Origin of the sequence: Sphingomonas echinoides ATCC 14820 (genome assembly GCF_000241465.1) — a bacterium.
Taxonomy (GTDB): Bacteria; Pseudomonadota; Alphaproteobacteria; order Sphingomonadales; family Sphingomonadaceae; genus Sphingomonas; species Sphingomonas echinoides.
In genome coordinates, this window is record NZ_JH584235.1 from 1981333 (window position 1) to 1999436 (window position 18104).

Here is an 18104-nt window from a genome sequence, read left to right on the forward strand (position 1 = left end):
CCTCCCTTCCAGGGAGGGGAGCAGAGACAAGGCCCACCTCAGACGGCATCGTACACCACCTCCAGCGTCGGCTTGGGCACATAGGCCACGCCGCGCATGTCGGCCTGCGTCGCCGGGCGCAGGGCGTAGTCCGCGCCCGTCACATCCGCCGAGAACAGGCCGAGCAGGCCATCCTGATCGAGCGGGGTCGGGCGCAGCGGCGGCGCTTCGGCAACGTTGATCGCAAGCTGTTCAAACAGGCTCGCCCATTGCCCGCCAGGCTTGCCGATGATCTGGTAATTGGCGCTTTTCTTGCGGATATCCTCGTTCGCCGGAATCGCGGTCAGCACCGGGATGCCGACGGCCTCAGCAAAGGCATTGGCCTCGCCCGTGCCGTCATCCTTGTTGAGGATCATCCCCGCGACGCCGACATTGCCGCCCATTTTGCGGAAATATTCGACCGCCTTGCACACATTGTTGGCGACGTAGAGCGATTGCAGGTCGTTCGAGGCGACCACGATCACCTTCTGGCACATGTCGCGCGCGATCGGCAGGCCAAAGCCGCCGCATACCACGTCGCCCAGGAAATCGAGCAGAACGTAATCGAAGCCCCATTCGTGGAAGCCAAGTTTCTCGAGCGTCTCGAAACCATGGATGATGCCGCGACCGCCGCAGCCGCGCCCGACCTCGGGCCCGCCCAATTCCATCGCGAACACACCGTCGCGCTGGAAGCAGACGTCCTCGATGCCGATTTCCTCGCCTGCCAATTTTTTGCGCGACGAGGTTTCGATGATCGTCGGGGTCGATTTTCCACCGAACAACAGGCTGGTGGTGTCACTCTTGGGGTCGCAGCCGATCAGCAGCACGCGCTTGCCCTGCTGCGCCATCATGTAACTGAGATTGGCCAGCGCGAAGGATTTGCCCGAGCCGCCCTTGCCGTAAATCGCGATGATCTGCGTTTCCTTGGTCACCGGCCCGCTGTGCACGGGGTCTGGCTCCTCCTGCGCCTCGTCGCGCAACACGCCTGGATCGAGCATACTCATACGTGTCTCCAATCGAGGACCATTTTCAGGCAGGCGGGATCATCGAACGCGGCGGGATAAGCGGTGCGCGCCTCCTCGGCCGGGCGGACATGGCTGATCAGCCCGTCGAGCCGGAGCGCGCCGCTTGCGATCAAGGTGCTGACCGCGGCCACGTCCGCGGGCGTGAATTCGGCCGAAATGCGCAACCGCGCCTCGCGCTGAAAAGCGGGGGCAAAGGCGAAGGAGAGGCGGTCGTAAAAGCCCGCCAGCACGATCTCGCCGCCCCTGGCGATTCGCGGCACCAGCGTGTCGAGCAGATCGGCGGCTCCGCTTGCGTCGCACACCGTGAGATAATCGCGCCGCGCATCGGCCTCGGGGGCGAGCACCGCATAACCCTGGCTCGCGCGGCGATCGGCATTGGTTTCCCACACCGTCGGCGGCGGAGCCCCGAGCGCGATCACGATCCGCGCGATCAGGCGACCAAGAATGCCATGCCCGATCACGAGCTGCGGCACCGCGCCCCCGGCCACCGCATGATGCGCCGTCGCCGCCAGCGCGATCAGGATGCCGTCAGCACCAAGCCTCTCGTCGACCGGCAGCGCGCGCGCGGCGGGCAGGATCACGCGGCGGGCCGTACCGCCGAACAGCCCGCGCGCATCGGCGTAGCAACTCGCGCCGGGCACGAACACCCATTCCCCCAGCCGCCCGCGCACCTCGCCCCCGGCATCGACGATCCGCCCGATCGATTCATAGCCCGGCACCAGCGGATAGCCCATGCCCGGGAAAGACGGCATCCGGCCCGACCAGAACAGCTTTTCGGTGCCCGAACTGATCCCGCTCCAGGCGACATCGATCAGCACGTCGCCCGCGCCGAGGGCGGTGAGCGTGAGGCTGCGCAGGGCAATGTCCCCCGGAGCCTCCAAAACCACCGCCAGTGTTTCCACCGTGCATCCTCCCCGTCGCGCGCCGCTACGTCCTGCTTAGAGTGTCAGTTTATATGGACACTATTGAATGTCAATGTGAATTGACGAAGGTCAACGACAGGCGATCATGACACGGCAGGTCAGCGGCAGCGCGGTGACGACCAGGCGGCTGGTGCGGAACCCCGCCGCCGCCAGAATCGCGCCGATTTCGCGCGGCGTGCGCGGACGGCCCGATCCCATCGCGAGCAGATACAGGCCGAAATAGGCGTCGCCCGCCGGCTCGGCGCCGGGTGTGCCCGCCATCGGCTCGGCGATCAGCAGCCGTCCGCCGGGCGGGAGCGCAGCGTGGACCGCGCGCAGCAGCGCCAGCGCGGGCGCATCGTCATGGTCGTGCAGCACGCGCACCAGCGTGATCAGATCATGCCCCGCCGGCAGCGGATCGACCAGAAAACTGCCGCTATGGATCGTCACGCGATCGCCAAGCCCCGCCGAGTCCAAGCGCGTTTGCGCACGTGCACCGACTGCTGGCAAATCGAACAGAGCAAGCTCCAGCCCCGCGACACGCGCCCCGACCGACTCGAGGAAACGCCCCTCGCCGCCACCGACATCGAGCAGCCGCCGATGCCGCGCAAAGCGATAACAATCGAGGATTTGCGCGGCGACCAGCGGCTGCGACGCCGCCATCAGCCGCGAATAGGGTGCCGCCACCGCCGCATCCGAGTCGCTTGCTTTGTCATAGTCCCAATAGCCCGCCAGCGTGCCCGCGCGCTCCCCGCGCAGCAGCGCCACCGGATCGGCGAGATCGGCGTAGAGCAAGCGGTGATGCGCCACCATCTCTGCAATCCCGCCATTGCCGCGCAGCGCCGCGCCGTCGCTGCCCAGCGTCCAGCGGTCGCCGACTCGCTCGACCAGCCCGATCGCCGCCCCGGCGCGCAACAGCCGCAGCGTGGCCTCGTGCGACAGGCCGATGCGCGCGGCGATCGCCGCGCTCGCCTGCGTCTCCTCCGCGAGCAGCGCGATCAGCCCAGTCTCCAGGCACGCCGCCAAAGTTTGCGAATAAACGAACCCCGCCACCAGATCGAACAGCCGCCGCGCCCGCCGCCGCGCCACCGGGCGGGTCAACCAGCAGCGTGCGGCAAAGCGCTGGAAGCCGGGCGAGGCGAGCACGCGGTTGCGCGCCGCGACGAAGCGATGGTGCAGCCCAACAACGAGACCCTTTGACATGCGCACCATCCTGGACAACACTTAGTGTCCAGTTGACTGGACATAAACGAATCCGTCAACCGTCGCGAGGGACAGGCTATGGCGACGCACGGCACGGTGATCATCGGCGCAGGCATAGGTGGCCTGGTCAGTGCCGCCTTGCTCGCCGCGCGCGGGCAAAGGGTGACGGTGGTCGAGGCGGCGCACGCCCCCGGCGGCAAGCTGCGCACCGTCACCGCAGGTGGCCGTGCGATCGATGCCGGGCCGACGGTGTTCACGCTGCGCGCGGTGTTCGACGAGATTTTCGCCGCCTGCGGCAGCGCGCTCGACGCGCACGTCTCGTTGCGCCCCGCCACCATCCTCGCGCGCCACGCCTGGGGGGAGGATCGGCTGGACCTGTTCGCCGAAGCGGAGGCCAGCGAAGCCGCGATCGGCGCCTTTGCCGGAGCGGACGCAGCGCGCGGCTATCGCGCGTTCCGCGCCGAGGCCAAGCGCATCTTCGACACGCTCGACCGCCCGTTCCTGCACGCGCCGCAGACCAACCCGCTCGGGCTGACCTGGCGGATGGGGCTGCGCGGCTTTGCCGATCTCACCCGCATCCGCCCTTATGAGTCGCTGTGGCGCGCGCTGAGCGAGCATTTTCAGGATCCGCGCTTGCGGCAATTGTTCGGGCGCTACGCCACCTATTGCGGCTCCTCGCCCTTCGCCTGCCCGGCCACGCTGATGCTGATCGCGCATGTCGAGGCGAGCGGCGTGTGGCTGGTCGACGGCGGGATGCACGCGCTCGCCCGCGCGCTGGAGGCGCTCGCCCGCCAAAACGGCGCCACCTTCCGCTATGCGGCCCCCGTGCGCGAGATCGTGGTCGAACGCCGCCGCGCCGCCGGGGTGGTGCTCGCCTCGGGCGAGCGTATCGCCGCCGATAGCGTGGTGTGTAATGCCGATCCGGCCGCACTGGCCGCAGGGGCGTTCGGCCCGGCGGTGCGCCGCGCGGTGCCAGCCCTGCCCCCCGCGCGACGTTCGCTTTCGGCCCTGGTGTGGTGCGCGACCGCGCGCACCAGCGGCTTCCCGCTCGCGCGCCACAATGTCTTCTTCTCCAGCGATTACCCCGCCGAATTCACCGCCCTCGCGCGCGGGCGGCTCCCCGCCGCGCCCAGCCTCTATGTCTGCGCGCAGGACCGGGGTGGCGATGAAGCCCCTGCGCATCCCGGCGGCCCCGAACGCCTGCAGATCATCCTCAACGCGCCGCCCAATGGCGACACCCACCGGCTCACCCAAGCGGAGACAGAGCAATGCACGAAGCTGATGCACGCCATGCTGGAGCGCGCTGGCCTGACGCTGGACCGCCCCGATTCGGCAACGGTGCTGACCACGCCGAGCGACTTCGAAGCACTGTTCCCACGGACGGGTGGAGCCCTTTATGGACCGGCCTCGCACGGGTGGGCGGCGTCCTTCCGGCGCCCCGGCAGCCGGACACGGATCCCTGGGCTTTATTGCGCGGGCGGGAGTACCCATCCGGGCGCGGGCGTCCCGATGGCGGCCTTGTCCGCCCGCCTAGCCGTCGCATGCCTGCTCAAGGACCACGCTTTGACGGCGCGGTCGAGCCCGGCGGCTATGCCTGGTGGTATGTCGACGCGACCAGCGACGACGGCCGTTTCGGCCTGACCGTCATCGCCTTTGTCGGTTCGGTCTTCTCGCCTTATTACCGCCTGTCGGGCCGGCGACGCCCCGACAATCACTGCGCCATCAACATCTCGCTCACCGGCCCCCGCGCTGGGGCCTGGGCAATGACCGAGCGCGGCGAAGCGCGCGTGTCGCGCGACCGCGATTGCTTCGCGGTGGGGCCAAGTGCCTTGCACTGGGATGGCGACACGCTCGTCATCGACATTGCCGAAATTTCCGCGCCCCTGCCCTATAAGGTGCGCGGCCAAATCAAGCTGCGCCCCGGCGCGATCGGCACCACCGCCTTCGCGCTCGATCCCGCCGCCTGCCACCGCTGGCACCCGGTCGCGCCGCGCGCACGGGTGGAGGTCGCGATGACCCACCCCGACACGCACTGGACCGGCGCGGGCTATTTCGATTCGAACTTCGGCGACGAGCCGCTCGAAACCGGTTTTGACGATTGGCATTGGGCGCGCGCGCATCTCAAGGAAGATGTCGCGGTGCTCTATGAAGGGCGCAGGCGCGGCGGCGATCCGTTCGAGCTGGCGCTGAAGTTCGACCGGCAAGGGCGCTGGCACGATGTCGCGCCGCCGCCACGCGTGCGGCTCCCGCGCACCGGTTGGCTGGTCGATCGCGCAACCCGCGCCGATGCCGGGGCGACGCCGCGCATCGTCAAGACCTGGATCGACGCGCCCTTTTACGCGCGCTCGGCATTGCAGACGCGGCTGTTTGGGGAGGAGGTGCGCGCGGTGCATGAGAGCCTGTCGCTCGGCCGCTTCCGCTCACCGATCGTCCAGTCGATGCTCCCCTATCGGATGCCCCGAGCGCTCTGGTGAGGGGCCTTCATCGTTTTGGCTCGCCCGGTCGCGCGCGATCTCTCGCGTGGTCGACACCCATTGCCAAATGCCCCAGCCAAGCGCGGGGACGCCGACGATCACCATGTCGAGCAAGGCGAAGGCGGTGTGCCTCACGCGGCCGCCCCGGCGAACCGCGTGATGATCGCCGCGACCTCCTCGGCGTGTTCTTCATGGGCGAGGTGGCCGAGGCCCGGTAACATCTGGAGCCGGGCATGTGGCATCAGCCCCGCCGCCGCCTCGACCGACGAACGCGGGATCGCCGCATCCTGCGCGCCGTGGAGCAACAAGACGGACGTTTCCACACGCGGCAAATCGCGCGCCAGCGACGCCAGATCCCAATCGGCCATCATCGTGATCGCCCCCGCGCAATGGTCGGAGGTGGCGAACAGCCGCCGGTAATATTCGACCCCGGCGGCATCGATCCGCGAGCCCGTACTGCGCTCGAGAAAGCGCCCCGCCTCGCCGGGCGTGCGCGCCATTGCCGCGAAGATGTGCGGCGCAAACGGATTGACGAACACCAGCCGCGCAAGCGTCGGAAACAGCGTCGCCGCGAGGCCCGGAAACGGCATCAGCGCCGGGCCAAGCCCCACCACCGCCGCTGGAGCAGCATGGCCGTCCAACACCATCCGGAGCGCGATCGCCGCACCTGCCGAATGGCCGACAAGAGCATCGGGCACGATACCCAGATGCCCCAGCAGATCGGCTACCGCCTTGGCCATCGCCCCCATTGACAGCCCACCGGACGGCCGCCCGGTGGTGAAGCCGTGCCCCGGCAGATCGAATGCCACCACGGTAAACTGCCGCGCCAGCACCGGTGCGAGATCACGCCAGCTATGCGTCGCCGCTCCCGTGCCGTGCAGCAGCAATAGCACCGGCCCCGCCCCCATCATCTGCACATGCCAGCGCATCCGCCCGGTGTCGACGAACCGGCTGGTGCCGCGATTGGGCCAGTCGCGGCCCTCTTGCTCCCACTGCGCGCGGCTCATCGTGCCTGCGCTGCGGTGACGGCGCGGTGCATCGCTGCGGCATCGGCGCGCGGCAAGGGCAGGTAGCGCGCGCCCATCGCCAGCGCGAGCCGCGCACCCTCGGGCCGTGGCCGCGCCGAGGTATCGACGAACGCCGCGCCAATCGCGGCCTGGCCGATCGCGCGCGCAGCATCCTCGGCATCGCGCTCGGCCTGCTCGCGCTGGGTCGATCCGTCCGCCGCGACATTGGCGCGCCCGTCGGTCAACACCACGATAAACGGCGTGCGGCCCCGCGTGCGTGCCGCTTCGGCCAAGCCCCGCGCCGCCGCCAGCCCCGCCGCCAGTGGCGTGCCGCCGCCGCCCGGCAGCTCGGCCAAGGCGCGCCGCGCGCGCGTCAGCGATCGCGTCGGCGGCAGCAGCGTCTCCGCCGCCATCCCGCGAAACGCCACCAGCGCCACTTGCGCGCGTTTGACATAGGCCTCCGCCAGTAACAGCTCGACCGCGCCCTTCGCCTCGGCCAGCCGCGCCGCCGCCGACGATCCGGAAGCATCGACCGCGAAGATCGTCAGCGTTTCCGCGCGCGTTTCAAAACGGCGGATGTGCAGGTCGGCGCGGCGGATGCGGACCGGCCCATCGCCGCGCGCGCGCAGGCGCTGCCAGGGTGCCGCGGCGCGCAGCGTATCGATTACGCTCAAGCGCAGCCCCCCGCGCGGAACCCCGGCGCGCGCGCCCAGCGGTCGACCGCGCTGCGCCGACTGGCGACGCTCCCCCGCGCCCCGCGCGCCTCCCGCACGGCTGCGCGTGCGCCCGGCGGCAAGCTGTTCCAGCACATCGCGCGGCAACGCCGCCAGCGCCGCCGCCAGCACCACGTCGTCGAGCGCTTGCCGCGCGGCCTGCTCCTCCTCGCCCGAATCGCTCTGCCCGCCATCGTCGGGCGGCGGCGGCGCGCTCGCCTGCTCCTGCTCGGGCGGCGCGGGCATCCGCGTCGCGCGCGGGGCGAGCACCAGCCGCACCGCCACGATCACATCGGCCTCGCGAACCACATCGCGCCCGTCCAGCGCAGCCGCCGCCATAGCCGCCCGCAACGCAAACAAAGGCGCGCGCGCCGAATCGATCCCGAGCGCCAGCGCCGTCCCGGCAATCGCTTCCAGCATGTCCGTCGGCACTGCCACCGACGCCGCCCGCGCAACCGGTTGCCCCGGCGCAATCGGGCAAGGCCGACAGTCGCCAAGATCGATCCGGAACGCGAGCCGCTCGATTAGCGCCATCGGCGGCGCTTCATCCTCGACGCCGTCGTCAAACGCCACCACCGCCACGCGCGCGGGCGCGCCGTCGATCTCGCCTTGATCCAGCACCGCCGCGATCCGCGCGGCGGTCGCATCGCCCATCCGCTCGGCCATCGGCAGCACCGCCACGCCGCCATCGGCCGCCGCCAGCACGCCCTGCTGGCGCAGCGGTCGCCCGTGCGCGAGCGTCGCGCCAAGATCGAGCCCACCGAGCAAGGCGGCATCGTCGACATGCGGCGGAATCCGTCGCAGCGGCGCGCCCTCTGGCAACGCCTGGCGCAGCGCCGCCACCACCGCATCGCGCAAGTCGCCCCCGCCGCGCAGGATCATCCCCCCCAGGCCGACCGGATCATAGGCACATAGCCGCGCGGCGAGCAGTGCGTCGTCGAGCGCCCCCGCGTGCGGCGGCGCGACATCGGTCACGCCGCCAGTTCCTCCAGCGCCCGCGTGATCCGCACCGTCGATCCGGTCTCGTCCAGCACCCCGCGCCGCAAGCGATGGCGCAGCGCCAGCGGGGCCACGCGCGCAATATGATCCGTCGTAACCGCCGCAGCACCGTCCAGCGCCGCCAAGGCGCGCGCCGCCCGCATAAGGGTCAATTCCCCGCGTAAACCATCCGCCCCCACCGCCATGCACAGGCTGGAGGCGCGCGCCAGCATCGCATCGGGCATCGTGACTTGCCCCACCGCCGCGCGCCCGCGCGCGATGCGTTTGAGCGTTTTCTTCTCGGCCGAGCGCCAGCTTTCGACGAAGGCCTCGGGCGCGCGTTCGAACGCGTCGCAGCGTTTGAGGATTTCCACGCGCGTCGCGAGGTCCTGCGGCGTGCGCACCTCGACCGAGAGCCCGAAACGATCAAGCAATTGCGGCCGCAACTCGCCCTCTTCGGGATTGCCGCTGCCAACCAGCACAAAGCGCGCCGGATGCCGCACCGACAGCCCCTCGCGCTCGACGACATTCTCACCCGACGCCGCGACATCCAGCAGCAAATCGACGATGTGATCCTCGAGCAGATTGACCTCGTCGATATAGAGGAACCCGCCATTGGCCCGCGCGAGCAGACCCGGCTCGAACGCCTTGACCCCCGCCCCCAACGCGCGCTCCAGGTCCAGCGCGCCGACCACCCGGTCCTCGGTCGCGCCCAGCGGCAAATCGACGAACGGCACCGGCACCATCGCCTTGGGCGCGGGCGGTGGCAGCTCGCTCGACTGAAACCCCGCTTGCGACGCAGGCACCGGCGGCAAAAGCGTCGCGAGCGCGCGCACTGCGGTGGATTTTCCGGTGCCGCGATCGCCGAACACCATCACCCCACCGATTCGCGCATCGACAGCGGCGAGCAGCAATGCCAGTTTCATCTCGTCCTGGCCGACGATCGCGGAAAAAGGAAAAGACATGCGCATACGCCATGTGTACCACTTGCTTGACACGCGACAAGTGGACAGTGCTGCGTTAGCACGTCCAAACACGACGGGACGCCGATGAATCCGCTTTATGTCGCCTTGGGCTGTGCCGTCGTCCTGCTGGTCGTAGGGGGCCTCGCCACCCCGATCGGCCCCTGGTATCACGCCTTGCGCAAGCCGCCATGGCAGCCACCCAATTGGTTGTTCGGCCCGGCCTGGACGGTGATTCTCGGGCTGGCGGCCTGGTCCGGTGCCACCGCCTGGGTGATCGCGCCCGATGCCGCGACGCGGCAAGCGGTGATCATCCTGTTCGCGGTCAACGCGGTGTTCCATTTCCTGTGGAGCCCGCTGTTCTTCGCCCTCCGTCGGCCGGATTGGGCGCTGGTCGAAGTGGTGTTCCTGTGGGGCTCGCTGGTCGCATTGCTCGTCGGGCTATGGCCGATCTCGCCTTTTGCGGCGGTGTTGATCCTGCCCTATTTCCTGTGGGTCAGCTTTGCTGCGGTGCTCAACGCCGCGATCGTCCGGCTTAACGGCCCGTTTGGCGAGGATCGCCACTCAGCGCCCGCCGCACCGCCGCCATCTTGATAAACTGGTCGATCGCCGCGATGCGCTCGGCAATATCGGGGCGGTAGGGCGCGTTGGCCGGGGTCACCGAGAGCGCATAAGCCCAGGCCGGGCGTGCCGCAGCCACATCCCCCGCATCGACCTGCGCCATGCCCAGGAAGAAGGCGGGGCCGGGCGTTCCCGGGGCCAGCGTGACCGCGCGGCGAAAGGCGAATTTGGCGGACGGCGACAGCCCATGATCGTGCAGCGCCAGCGTATAGCCAAGCGCGGTCCACAGCACCGCATCGTCGGGCCGTGCCGCGAGATCGCGCGCCAACCCTGCGATCGCGCCCCGCGCATCCCCCTCGCGCAACCGCGCATCGGCGCTCGCCAGCGCCAGGCCGTCGGCGGGCGACGGCGCGAATACGGCGTCGCGAAACGCCACCATGCCGGGATCGATCACGATCGGTTCGACATTGGCCGCAACCGGCTTGCCCGTTAGATGGCGTGGCCCCTGCGCGGCAAAGCCTGCAGCCCCCAGCATCAGCGCCGCGCCCGCAATCGTCCACAAGCGCCGCGATACGCCCAGCGCCCATAACAGGCCGGTCGTGGCAATCCCCACCAGCAGCAGGATCACCCAGTTCATACCCGCCGCCGCTTCTTGAAGCTCGCCCGCGCGAGCCATGCGCCAAGCGCCAGCAGCACCAGCGGCGTAATCCACAGCGGCGCGGTGACCGCGCTCAGTGGCGGATCGTAACTGACATAATCGCCATAGCGCGCGACCAGCCACGCCCGGATCGTCTCGGGGCTTTCCCCGGCAGCGATGCGCGTGCGCACCAGCGAGCGCATATCGCCCGCCATCTCGGCATTGCTGTCGGCGATCGACTGGCCCTGGCACACCACGCAGCGCAGCGTCAGCATCAGCGCCTGCGCCTTGGCCTCCTGCGCCGGGTCCTTGAGCTGGACATTGGCAAGCGGCGCGGGCGGTTGCTTGCTGTCGGCCAAGGCAGGCCCTGCCAGCACCAGCAGCCAGAGCGCCAGCCACCTCACCGCGCGTTCCTGACGGCAGCGATCAAGCCCGGCACGTCCTCGTCGCGAATATCGCCGACATGCTGCAGCACGATCCGCCCATCACCACCGATGACGAAGGTTTCGGGCACGCCCGATGATCCGAGCGCGAGCTGCACCGCGCTCACCTTGTCGTCGCCAATCGCGGCATACGGATCGCCATTGCGCGCGAGGAAATCGGCGATGGCAGCGGGCGTATCGCGGATCGCGACGGCGTCGATCTCGACGCCCGCTTGCTTGAGTGCGAGCAATTTGGGGGCCTCGGCGATGCACGGGATGCACCAGCTGGCGAACACATTGAGCAGCCGCGGCTTGCCCGTGGCGAAGGCGGTCGTCGCCAGCCCCGGCTTGCCTGGCACGATCGGCGGCAAATTGAATTTGGGCAAAGGCTGCCCGACCAAGGCCGAATGGACGGTGCGGTCGGCGGGCTTGTACAGTCCCCAGCCGATCACCGCGAACACGGCCACTACCGCGAGGAACGGCACCCAGATCAGCAGCCGCTTCATGCGTACGCCTCGCGCAGCGCCGCGCGCCGCCCGCGCGCCAGCCGCCCGAGCAGCGACAGCGCGCCGCCGATCGCAATCAACGCGCCGCCAAACCAGATCAGCGTCACGAACGGCTTCCACCACAGCCGCAATTGCCAGCGTCCGGTCCCGTCCGGCTCGCCCAGCACAGTATAAAGCTGCCCGTCCCAGCGCGTCGCGATCGCCGATTCGCTCGTCACCGTCACCGGATTGGCGAAATAGCGCGACTGCGGCCGCAGATAGAAGACCGCGCCATCCTCACCCCGCCGCGCGCTGAGCCGCGCCTCCAGCGCCGACCAGTTCGGCCCGATCACCGGCTTGATCCCGTCGAGCGTCACCGTGAACGGCCCGACATGCTGCGGCTCGCCGACGCGCGCCGCGACCAAGGTCGCCTGCGTAAACGCAGTATCACACGCCATGCCGGCCAGGCTTACCCCAATGCCGAGATGCGCCACCACCATGCCATAGGTGAACAGCGGCGTGCGACGCAGGTTGCGCTTCCACAAAGGTGCGACGCTCGCCACCGCCAGCCCCGCCGACAGTGCCAGCCCGAGCATCGGCAGCAAGGCGACCCCACCGATCGTCGCCAGCAGGATCAGCATCACCCCCGTCGCGGCGACCGGTACCGTCATCCGCGCGAACAAAGCCGCCAGCGTATCGCGTCGCCAGCGCAGCAGCGGCCCCGCCGCCATCACCGCCACCAGCACCAAAGCCACCGGCCCCGCAGCTTTGTCGAAAAAGGGCGGGCCGACCGACAATTGCGTGCCGAACGCTGCCGCCACGATCGGGTAGAGCGTGCCGATCAGCACGATCCCCAAAATCACCGTCAGCAACAGATTGTTGGCGATCAACGCGCCTTCGCGGCTGACGAAATCAAAGCCATTGCCTTGCTTGACCGTGCCGACGCGCAACGCAAACAACAGCATCGCGCCGCCGATATAGAGCGCGAGCAATGCCAGAATGAAACTGCCCCGCGTCGGATCGACCGCAAAGGCATGCACGCTGGTGAGGATGCCCGACCGCACCAGGAAGGTGCCGATCATCGACATCGAGAAAGCGACCACCGCCAGCATCAGCGTCCAGGCGCGCAAGCCATCGCGCGTCGCCAGCACCGTCACCGAATGCAGCAGCGCGGTTGCCGCCAGCCACGGCATCAGCGAGGCATTCTCGACCGGGTCCCAGAACCACCAGCCGCCCCAGCCCAGCTCATAATAGGCCCAGTAAGAGCCCGCCGTGATGCCAAGCGTCAGGAATATCCACGCCCCCAGCACCCACGGGCGCATCGCACGGGCAAAGGCCGGACCAACATCGCGCGTGATCATCGCGCCGACCGCGAAGGAGAACGCGATCGAGATGCCGACATAACCAATGTACAAGGTCGGCGGATGGAAGGCGAGGCCGGGGTCCTGCAGCAACGGGTTGAGGCCATTGCCATCGGCGGGGGCGGGATCGATCCGCGCGAACGGATTGGAGGCGAACAGCAGGAAGGCGTAAAAGCCAAGCGCAATCGCGGCTTGCGCGCCCAGCGTCGCGATCAGCGTCGGCTTGGCGAGCGTGCGTTCGAGCAACGCCACCGCCGCCCCGGCCATGCCGAGGATCGTCACCCACAGCAGCATCGAGCCTTCGTGATTGCCCCAGGCACCGGCGATCTTGTACAGCATCGGCTTGTCCGAATGGCTGTTCTCCGCGACCAGCAGCACCGACATGTCGCTGCGCGCGAACACGGTGATCAGCAGCAGCATCGCCAGCAAAACCAGCAGCCCCTGCACCACCGCCACCGGGCGCACGGCGGCCATGATCTCGTCGGTCAGCACGCGCTTCGCGGCGTCGCCCTCTTCCGCCGTTCGGGCTGAGCCTGTCGAAGCCCCCTGCGCAACGGGAGGCCGCTCGCCCGCTGCGCGGTGCCCTTCGACAAGCTCAGGGCGAACGGAAAAACGACTGCTCCGCCACACGCCCAAAGCCGCCAGCACCAATTGCAACAGCGCGAGCGCGGCGGCGAACCACAAGGCGGCAAGACCGGCTTCGGCGATCATTGCTCTGGCAACCCGCGCATTACGCCGTACGCGTCACCCCGGGCTTGTCCCGGGGTCCACCCAACCGCATGGACACGGCACGCGGCGCGGTGGACCCCGGGACAAGCCCGGGGTGACGGAGCAAGACAAGTGCGCGTTGCCAGACCGATCATTGTTTCAGCGTCTTGGTTTCGTGCATCTTGCCCGCAATTTCCGGCGGCATGTATTTCTCGTCATGCTTGGCGAGCAAATTGGTCGCGGTGAAGCTGCCATCGGGGTTGAACGATCCTTCCGCCACCACGCCCGATTTCTCGCGGAACAGATCGGGCGCAATGCCCTTGAACGCGACCGGCACCGTCGCCACGCCATCGGTCACGACAAAGCGCATCGAAACGCCATCGGGCAAACGCTGGATCGAATGATCCGCCACCATCCCGCCCAGCCGCACCGCGCGCCCGAGCGGAAGCCCGTCCTTCTTCACATCGCCCGGCGCATAAAAGAACGCCGCCTGGTCCTTCAGCGCCGACAGCGCCAGCACGCTCGCCCCGCCAACGGCCGCGAGCGCAAGCACCACCAGCGTGAGGCGTTGATGCTTGGCCTTCATCGTTTCTCGCTCCGCCGCATCGCGGCATAGCTCCACACCGCCAGCCCGACCGCGACCACGCCGGTCAGGACGTAAGCGGCGATCACGAACGGCCAGGGGTTCATGCGCCCACCTCCACGACATGCGCCATCCGCCGCATCCGCGCCTCGGCCTTGGTCCGCGCGAGGATCGTGCGCATCCGCATCAGCACGATCGCGGCGAAGAAACAGGTGAAACCGCTGAGCGTGAACCATAACGGCCACAGGATCGTCGCATCGATCTTGGAGGAGGTGAGGCCGATGCTCTGCCCCTGATGCAGCGTGTTCCACCACACCACCGAATAGCGGATGATCGGCAACAGCACCGATCCCGCCAGGCCGTAAATGGCGGGAATACGGCCGTCGCCGCCGCGATCGTCATCGGCGCGCAGCAGCGCCATGAACCCCAGATAGACGAAGAACAGCAGCAGCATCGAGGTCAGCCGCCCGTCCCATTGCCACCACGTGCCCCAGGTCGGTCGCCCCCAGATCGATCCGGTCGCCAGGCACAAGGCGGCAAACGCCGCACCGGGCAGCGCGATCGCGCGCGCCGCGATCATCGCCAGCGGATGCCGCCACACCAGAAAGGTCAGCGACGACACCGCGATCCCGCTCCACCCGGCCATGCCGAGCCATGCCGTCGGCACGTGAATGTAGAGGATGCGCACCGTCTCGCCCTGCAGGTAATCGGGCGGAGTCCGCGCCAGCCCGCCCCACACGCCGTAAGCGATCAACAGCACGCCCGCCCAGAAGAGCGGCGGCGTCAACGGACGCGCCAGTTTGAGGAAACGCGCCGGATTGGCTAAGGTGTGAAGGCTTGCCACGCAGCACCGATACGCAAGATCGATCGGCGAATCTACAGGGCGTTTCGTCGCAGCCCCCGCGACTTACTCGGCGGCGCGCAACGCCTGTTCGTCATAATTGACGTCTTCGGGCAGCGCCCATAGTAAGTCGGGCTTGGTCAGCACCCGGCCATCCCAGGCACGGACCTCGATCGGCGCGATCGGGCGCATGTCGCGCTTGTCGACCAGCACCGGGCTCGCGCGAAAGCCGGTTTCCCAGCGCTCGCCCCATTGCCGCAGCGCGAGCATCGTCGGCAGCAACGCCGTGCCCTTTTCGGTCAGTTCATATTGAATCTTGCGCCGATCCTCGGGCATCGCCGTGCGGGTCAAGATGCCATGATCGACCAGTCGCCCCAGCCGGTTGGCGAGAATGTTGCGCGCAATGCCCAGTTCGGACTGGAACTGCTCGAAATGGTGCAAGCCGTTAAACGCGGCGCGCAGGATCATGAAGCTCCAGCGTTCCCCCATCGCCTCCAGCGCCGCGGGCAGGCTGCACTTGACCAGTTCCCGCAAGGGTTCGCGCAGTTTTTCGTCCATAATCGTCAACCTTATCCCATCTTCACCCGTCATGGGACTGAAATATACGTTTCTACTTGCAACTCGCATGTGCAGCATTTAGGTGGCCCTTAGCAACTGATTTATGAGGACCGTCGCCATGATTCGTACGCTCGCCGCCGCCGCCGTTCTGGCCTCGGCCACTTTGCTCGCGCCGATGGCCGCCCATGCCGCCGACGACGCCGCATATTACGCCGCCACCCCGGTCGCCGCCCCCACCAAGACCGTGCTCATCACCAGCGGAACGCTGTGGAAGTGGAACAACACCGCCTTCACCGCCGCCAAGGGCCCGCAGCGCGACGTCATCGTGTGCGAAATGGTGGCACAGCGCGCTGGCAAGCTTTCGGCCTTCACCGCTGCGGATAAGGCCTTTGACGCCGATGCGCTCGCCAAGTGCAACGCTCGCGCCAAATAAGCATCCTCCCCGAGAGGTGCATTGCCCCTTCCGCGCCCGCGCGGGAGGGGCTTTTTTTGGCCCGTCGGCTAAACATGTTGCAAAGCAACAGCCTCCGACGCCATCTTGGGCGCTAGATGCTACGTCAATATGAACTCGTCGATCGGGTCCTCGATTACGATCCCACCGCCAATGAGGCACTGCTCAACCGCGCTTACGTGTTTTCGATGCAGGCGCATGGCAGCCAGAAGCGCGCCAATGGCGATCCCTATTTCAGCCACCCGATCGAGGTGGCCGGCATCCTGACCGATCTGCATCTCGATGATGAGACGATCGCGACCGCGATCCTGCACGACACCATCGAAGATACCGTCGCCACGCCTGAAGAGATTACCCGGCTGTTCGGCCCCTCGGTCGCGCGGCTGGTCGATGGCGTCACCAAGCTGTCCAAGATCGAAGCGCAGACCGAGAATGAACGCGCCGCCGAGAATCTGCGCAAATTCCTGCTGGCGATGTCGGACGATATTCGCGTGCTGCTGGTCAAGCTCGCCGACCGGCTGCACAATATGCGCACGCTGCATTTCATCAAGAATCCCGACAAGCGCAAACGCATCGCGCGCGAGACCATGGACATCTACGCCCCGCTCGCCGAGCGGATCGGCATGTATGAATTCATGAAGGAGATGCAGACGCTCGCCTTCGCACAGCTTGAACCCGAAGCGTATGAATCGATCACCAAGCGCCTCGCCCAGTTGAAAGAAGGCGGCGGCGACCGCATCGCCAAGATCGGATCGGGCCTAAAACTGCTGCTCTCGCGCGCAGGGATCGAAGCGGAAATTTCGGGCCGCGAAAAGCATCCCTATTCGATCTGGAAAAAGATGGCCGAGCGCCATATCAGCTTCGAACAATTGAGCGATATCATGGCCTTCCGGGCGATCGTGCCGAGCGAGGAAGCCTGTTATGCGGCGCTGGGCGTGATCCATCGCCGCTGGCCGATGGTGCCGGGGCGTTTCAAGGATTATATCTCGACCCCCAAGCGCAACGGCTATCGCTCGCTCCACACCAGCGTGATCCACGCCGACAATACCCGCGTCGAGATCCAGATCCGCACGCACGGCATGCACGAAGAGGCCGAACTCGGCCTCGCCGCGCACTGGGCTTACAAACAGGACAAGGTCCGGCCCGACGCACAGGTCAGCTGGATTCGCGATCTGGTCGAAATCCTCGACAATGCCGAGAGCCCTGAGGAGCTGCTCGAACATACCAAGATGGCGATGTACCAGGATCGCATCTTCGCCTTCACCCCCAAGGGCGAATTGCACCAACTGCCCAAAGGCGCGTCGCCAATCGACTTTGCCTACGCCGTCCATACCGATCTCGGCGATCAGGCGGTCGGGGCCAAGATCAACGGCCGCGTCGTGCCGCTGCGCACGACGATCGAAAATGGTGATCAGGTGCAGATCCTGCGCTCCAAGGCGCAGGAGCCGCAGGCCAATTGGCTGAACTTCGCGATCACGGGCAAGGCGCGCGCCGCGATCCGGCGGCATTTGCGGCACAAGGAACGCGTCGAGACGCAGGCGCTCGGCCGCAAGATGTATGACGAGCTCGTCTCGCGCCTGCCCGCCCCGCTCGCCGGCAATGCGCAAGCGATGGCGATGCAGCGGCTGAAGGTCGCGGACGAAGCCGCCTTGCTCGAAGCGATCGCGCGCCGTCGCTTGCCCGATGCGGCGGTGATGGAGGCGCTGATGCCGGGTTCGGCCGGTGCCGATGCGTTGCGCGACTTGCCGCCGCAATCGAGCGCGATCTCGATTCGCGGGCTGACCGCCGGGGTCGCCTTCGATCTCGCCGAATGCTGCCATCCGGTGCCCGGCGACCGCATCGTCGGCTTGCGCCGCCCCGATGCGGGGATCGAGGTGCACACGATCGATTGCCCGATCCTCGCCGCCGCCGACGATGCCGATTGGGTCGATCTGTCATGGGGCGACAAGACCGAAGGCGCGACCGGCCGCATCTCGGTCGAGGTCAAGAACGAGCCCGGCGCGCTCGGCACGATCGCGACGATCATCGGCGCGCAAAAGGCCAATATCGTCAATTTGCGGCTCGACAATCGCGACACCGGTTTTCACACCAACACGATCGATGTGGAAGTGCATGATGTCCACCATCTGATGCACGTCATCGGGGCGCTGCGCGCGGCGGACGCGGTCAACAGCGTGGTGCGGGTCTGATCTTTCCCCGCCGCGCAACTTCTCCA

18 protein-coding genes are annotated in these 18104 nt (G+C 67.8%); 5 read left to right on the top strand and 13 right to left on the bottom strand.

All coding sequences use genetic code 11. The features are described from left to right. Nucleotides 1-38: 38 nt before the first annotated feature. From ON00_RS09260 to ON00_RS09270, 3 genes are all read right to left on the bottom strand, one after another. Nucleotides 39-1022, bottom strand: a complete 984-nt coding sequence (locus ON00_RS09260; protein ID WP_029622590.1) for a chlorophyllide a reductase iron protein subunit X — start codon at nucleotides 1020-1022, stop codon at nucleotides 39-41. Next, complete coding sequence (gene bchC, locus ON00_RS09265) at nucleotides 1019-1945, bottom strand: chlorophyll synthesis pathway protein BchC (RefSeq protein WP_010405250.1); 927 nt, start codon at nucleotides 1943-1945, stop codon at nucleotides 1019-1021. The genes ON00_RS09260 and bchC overlap by 4 nt, the downstream gene beginning before the upstream one ends. Before the next feature lie 90 nt (nucleotides 1946-2035). Beyond that, complete coding sequence (locus ON00_RS09270; RefSeq protein ID WP_010405251.1) at nucleotides 2036-3148, bottom strand: methyltransferase; 1113 nt, start codon at nucleotides 3146-3148, stop codon at nucleotides 2036-2038. A 78-nt stretch (nucleotides 3149-3226) separates the two neighbouring features. Here ON00_RS09270 and crtD point away from each other — a divergent pair, with 78 nt between their 5' ends. Continuing rightward, nucleotides 3227-4789 carry a 1-hydroxycarotenoid 3,4-desaturase CrtD gene (gene crtD, locus ON00_RS09275; protein ID WP_010405252.1) on the top strand — a complete coding sequence of 521 codons (1563 nt, stop codon included), beginning with the start codon at nucleotides 3227-3229 and terminating at the stop codon, nucleotides 4787-4789. Then, nucleotides 4690-5622 (top strand): hydroxyneurosporene synthase, encoded by a 933-nt coding sequence (locus tag ON00_RS09280; protein ID WP_010405253.1) that lies wholly within the window; start codon nucleotides 4690-4692, stop codon nucleotides 5620-5622. The genes crtD and ON00_RS09280 overlap by 100 nt, the downstream gene beginning before the upstream one ends. A gap of 131 nt (nucleotides 5623-5753) precedes the next feature. Here ON00_RS09280 and bchO read toward each other — a convergent pair whose 3' ends face one another. The 3 genes from bchO to ON00_RS09295 are packed head-to-tail and all read right to left on the bottom strand — an operon-like array spanning nucleotide 5754 to nucleotide 9291. Continuing rightward, a complete protein-coding gene (gene bchO, locus ON00_RS09285; RefSeq protein ID WP_010405255.1) occupies nucleotides 5754-6629 on the bottom strand; it encodes an alpha/beta fold hydrolase BchO in 876 nt (291 codons plus the stop codon). Continuing rightward, nucleotides 6626-8317: a magnesium chelatase subunit D gene (locus ON00_RS09290; RefSeq protein WP_010405256.1), complete on the bottom strand. Its 1692-nt coding sequence runs from the start codon at nucleotides 8315-8317 to the stop codon at nucleotides 6626-6628. Before ON00_RS09290 ends, bchO begins: the two co-directional genes overlap by 4 nt. Then, the gene (locus ON00_RS09295) at nucleotides 8314-9291 is read right to left on the bottom strand and encodes a magnesium chelatase ATPase subunit I (protein ID WP_010405257.1); all 978 of its coding nucleotides are present in this window, start codon (nucleotides 9289-9291) and stop codon (nucleotides 8314-8316) included. The genes ON00_RS09290 and ON00_RS09295 overlap by 4 nt, the downstream gene beginning before the upstream one ends. 78 nt (nucleotides 9292-9369) lie before the next feature. Here ON00_RS09295 and ON00_RS09300 point away from each other — a divergent pair, with 78 nt between their 5' ends. Continuing rightward, complete coding sequence (locus ON00_RS09300) at nucleotides 9370-9876, top strand: TspO/MBR family protein (protein WP_010405258.1); 507 nt, start codon at nucleotides 9370-9372, stop codon at nucleotides 9874-9876. Here the strand turns inward: ON00_RS09300 and ON00_RS09305 are convergent. The 7 genes from ON00_RS09305 to ON00_RS09335 all read right to left on the bottom strand — a co-directional run bounded on the left by ON00_RS09305 (nucleotide 9818) and on the right by ON00_RS09335 (nucleotide 15438). Next, on the bottom strand, nucleotides 9818-10480 hold the full coding sequence (locus ON00_RS09305) for a tetratricopeptide repeat protein (RefSeq protein ID WP_010405259.1): 663 nt from the start codon (nucleotides 10478-10480) through the stop codon (nucleotides 9818-9820). The two genes, ON00_RS09300 and ON00_RS09305, sit on opposite strands and share 59 nt — an antisense overlap. Next, the gene (locus tag ON00_RS09310) at nucleotides 10477-10884 is read right to left on the bottom strand and encodes a cytochrome c-type biogenesis protein (protein ID WP_010405260.1); all 408 of its coding nucleotides are present in this window, start codon (nucleotides 10882-10884) and stop codon (nucleotides 10477-10479) included. The genes ON00_RS09305 and ON00_RS09310 overlap by 4 nt, the downstream gene beginning before the upstream one ends. Further along, a complete protein-coding gene (locus ON00_RS09315) occupies nucleotides 10881-11408 on the bottom strand; it encodes a redoxin family protein (protein ID WP_010405261.1) in 528 nt (175 codons plus the stop codon). The genes ON00_RS09310 and ON00_RS09315 overlap by 4 nt, the downstream gene beginning before the upstream one ends. Then, entirely contained in the window at nucleotides 11405-13459 is a 2055-nt protein-coding gene (locus ON00_RS09320) for a heme lyase CcmF/NrfE family subunit (protein ID WP_010405262.1), read from the bottom strand. The genes ON00_RS09315 and ON00_RS09320 overlap by 4 nt, the downstream gene beginning before the upstream one ends. Before the next feature lie 148 nt (nucleotides 13460-13607). Next, the gene (gene ccmE / locus ON00_RS09325; RefSeq protein WP_010405263.1) at nucleotides 13608-14042 is read right to left on the bottom strand and encodes a cytochrome c maturation protein CcmE; all 435 of its coding nucleotides are present in this window, start codon (nucleotides 14040-14042) and stop codon (nucleotides 13608-13610) included. A gap of 100 nt (nucleotides 14043-14142) precedes the next feature. Further along, nucleotides 14143-14883, bottom strand: coding sequence for a heme ABC transporter permease CcmC (ccmC, locus tag ON00_RS09330; protein WP_010405264.1), 741 nt, complete (start codon nucleotides 14881-14883; stop codon nucleotides 14143-14145). 63 nt (nucleotides 14884-14946) lie between these two features. Next, nucleotides 14947-15438 (bottom strand): winged helix-turn-helix transcriptional regulator, encoded by a 492-nt coding sequence (locus tag ON00_RS09335; protein ID WP_010405266.1) that lies wholly within the window; start codon nucleotides 15436-15438, stop codon nucleotides 14947-14949. 118 nt (nucleotides 15439-15556) lie between these two features. Here ON00_RS09335 and ON00_RS09340 point away from each other — a divergent pair, with 118 nt between their 5' ends. Both ON00_RS09340 and ON00_RS09345 read left to right on the top strand, forming a co-directional pair. Further along, entirely contained in the window at nucleotides 15557-15871 is a 315-nt protein-coding gene (locus tag ON00_RS09340) for a CC_3452 family protein (RefSeq protein ID WP_010405267.1), read from the top strand. Nucleotides 15872-15987: 116 nt separating this feature from the next. Continuing rightward, nucleotides 15988-18078, top strand: coding sequence for a RelA/SpoT family protein (locus ON00_RS09345; protein ID WP_010405268.1), 2091 nt, complete (start codon nucleotides 15988-15990; stop codon nucleotides 18076-18078). Nucleotides 18079-18104: the final 26 nt, after the last annotated feature.

Excerpts from the sequence above, each read along its gene's own strand:
- ON00_RS09260 (WP_029622590.1), bottom strand. The coding sequence starts at position 1,022 with ATGAGTATGCTCGATCCAGGCGTGTTGCGCGACGAGGCGCAGGAGGAG.
- ON00_RS09270 (WP_010405251.1), bottom strand. The coding sequence starts at position 3,148 with ATGTCAAAGGGTCTCGTTGTTGGGCTGCACCATCGCTTCGTCGCGGCG.
- crtD (WP_010405252.1), top strand. The coding sequence starts at position 3,227 with ATGGCGACGCACGGCACGGTGATCATCGGCGCAGGCATAGGTGGCCTG.
- ON00_RS09280 (WP_010405253.1), top strand. The coding sequence starts at position 4,690 with ATGCCTGCTCAAGGACCACGCTTTGACGGCGCGGTCGAGCCCGGCGGC.
- bchO (WP_010405255.1), bottom strand. The coding sequence starts at position 6,629 with ATGAGCCGCGCGCAGTGGGAGCAAGAGGGCCGCGACTGGCCCAATCGC.
- ON00_RS09295 (WP_010405257.1), bottom strand. The coding sequence starts at position 9,291 with ATGCGCATGTCTTTTCCTTTTTCCGCGATCGTCGGCCAGGACGAGATG.
- ON00_RS09300 (WP_010405258.1), top strand. The coding sequence starts at position 9,370 with ATGAATCCGCTTTATGTCGCCTTGGGCTGTGCCGTCGTCCTGCTGGTC.
- ON00_RS09305 (WP_010405259.1), bottom strand. The coding sequence starts at position 10,480 with ATGAACTGGGTGATCCTGCTGCTGGTGGGGATTGCCACGACCGGCCTG.
- ON00_RS09315 (WP_010405261.1), bottom strand. The coding sequence starts at position 11,408 with ATGAAGCGGCTGCTGATCTGGGTGCCGTTCCTCGCGGTAGTGGCCGTG.
- ON00_RS09320 (WP_010405262.1), bottom strand. The coding sequence starts at position 13,459 with ATGATCGCCGAAGCCGGTCTTGCCGCCTTGTGGTTCGCCGCCGCGCTC.
- ccmE (WP_010405263.1), bottom strand. The coding sequence starts at position 14,042 with ATGAAGGCCAAGCATCAACGCCTCACGCTGGTGGTGCTTGCGCTCGCG.
- ON00_RS09335 (WP_010405266.1), bottom strand. The coding sequence starts at position 15,438 with ATGGACGAAAAACTGCGCGAACCCTTGCGGGAACTGGTCAAGTGCAGC.
- ON00_RS09340 (WP_010405267.1), top strand. The coding sequence starts at position 15,557 with ATGATTCGTACGCTCGCCGCCGCCGCCGTTCTGGCCTCGGCCACTTTG.
- ON00_RS09345 (WP_010405268.1), top strand. The coding sequence starts at position 15,988 with ATGCTACGTCAATATGAACTCGTCGATCGGGTCCTCGATTACGATCCC.